Origin of the sequence: Streptomyces sp. SID5910 (genome assembly GCF_009862125.1) — a bacterium.
Lineage (GTDB): Bacteria > Actinomycetota > Actinomycetes > Streptomycetales > Streptomycetaceae > Streptomyces.
The window spans coordinates 1-1,507 of record NZ_WWHX01000409.1 but is presented as its reverse complement, the minus strand read 5'-3'; the positions used below and the strand labels follow the sequence as shown (position 1 = coordinate 1,507).

General features: G+C 72.7%; 1 protein-coding gene. It reads right to left on the bottom strand.

Annotated features, from left to right (window positions below; translation table 11 throughout):
• The coding region (locus GTW67_RS14660; protein WP_161165261.1) for a RelA/SpoT family protein at positions 1-1,507 on the bottom strand (1,507 nt) is incomplete at both ends.

Sequence of the window (1,507 nt, the reverse complement as noted above, 5' to 3'; positions counted from 1 at the left end):
CGTCCTGGGCCGGTGCGGGGGTCCGCTCGCGGGGCGCGTCCTCGGGGTCGGCGGGCGCGGGGCGGGCCGCGAGCCGGCGCTGGATGGCGATGCGGGCGGCGGGTGTGTGGGCGTGCTCCAGCCACTCACGGGAGGGCTCGGAGGCGGGGTCCTGCCCCATGAGGAGCTGCACGGTGTCGCCGTCCCGGAGCACCGTGCTCATCGTCGCCAGGCGGCCGTTGACGTAGGCGCCCATGGCGGCGTGCGCGTCCTCGCCGTACTGGGCGTAGGCGGCGTCCACGCAGGTCGCGCCGTCGGGCAGGCCGAGGGTGCCGCCGTCGGGACGGAAGACGGTGATCTCCCGGTCCTGGGCCAGGTCCTCGCGCAGGGTGGACCAGAAGGTGTCGGGGTCGGGGGCGCCCCGCTGCCAGTCGAGCAGCCGGGACAGCCAGCCGGGCCGGGTGGGGTCGATGCGCTCGCCGTCGCCCGCACCCTGCTCCTCCGCCGGTGTGGCGTAGGGGTTGCCGAGCGCGACGACGCCGGCCTCGGCGACCTTGTGCATCTGGTGGGTGCGGATCAGGACCTCGATCACCTGTCCGTCCTGCGCGCGGGCCACGGCCGTGTGCAGCGACTGGTACAGGTTGAACTTGGGTACGGCGATGAAGTCCTTGAACTCGGAGACGACGGGCGTCATGCAGGTGTGCAGTTCGCCGAGGACGGCGTAGCAGTCGGCGTCCTCCTGGACGAGGACCAGCAGGCGGCCGAAGTCGGCGCCGGAGAGCGGGCCCCGCTTGCGGGAGACGCGGTGCACGGAGACGAAGTGCCGGGGCCGGATGAGGACCTCGGCGGGGATGTCCGCCTCGCGGAGCACCTTGCGCACCTCGTCGGCGACGGAGGCGAGCGGGTCGTCCGCGCGGGCCTCGTTCTCGGCGATCAGCTCCCGGGTGTGCGCGTGCTCCTCGGGGTGCAGCACCGCGAAGACGAGGTCCTCCAGCTCGGACTTGAGCGCCTGGACGCCGAGCCGTTCGGCGAGGGGGATGAGGACGTCCCGGGTGACCTTGGCGATGCGCTCCTGTTTCTCCTGGCGCATGACGCCGAGGGTCCGCATGTTGTGCAGCCGGTCGGCGAGTTTGATCGACATCACGCGGACGTCGTTGCCGGTGGCGACGAGCATCTTGCGGAAGGTCTCGGGCTCGGCGGCGGCGCCGTAGTCGACCTTCTCCAGCTTGGTGACGCCGTCGACCAGGTAGCGGACCTCGGCGCCGAACTGGTCGCCGACCTGATCGAGGGTCACGTCCGTGTCCTCGACGGTGTCGTGCAGGAGGGACGCGGTCAGGGTGGTGGTCTCCGCGCCGAGCTCGGCGAGGATCAGGGTCACGGCGAGCGGGTGCGTGATGTACGGCTCGCCGCTCTTGCGCATCTGGCCGCGGTGCGAGGACTCGGCCAGCAGATAGGCGCGGCGCAGGGGGTCGAGGTCGGCGTCGGGGTGGTGGGCGCGGTGGGCCTCGGCGACGTGGCCGATCGCGTC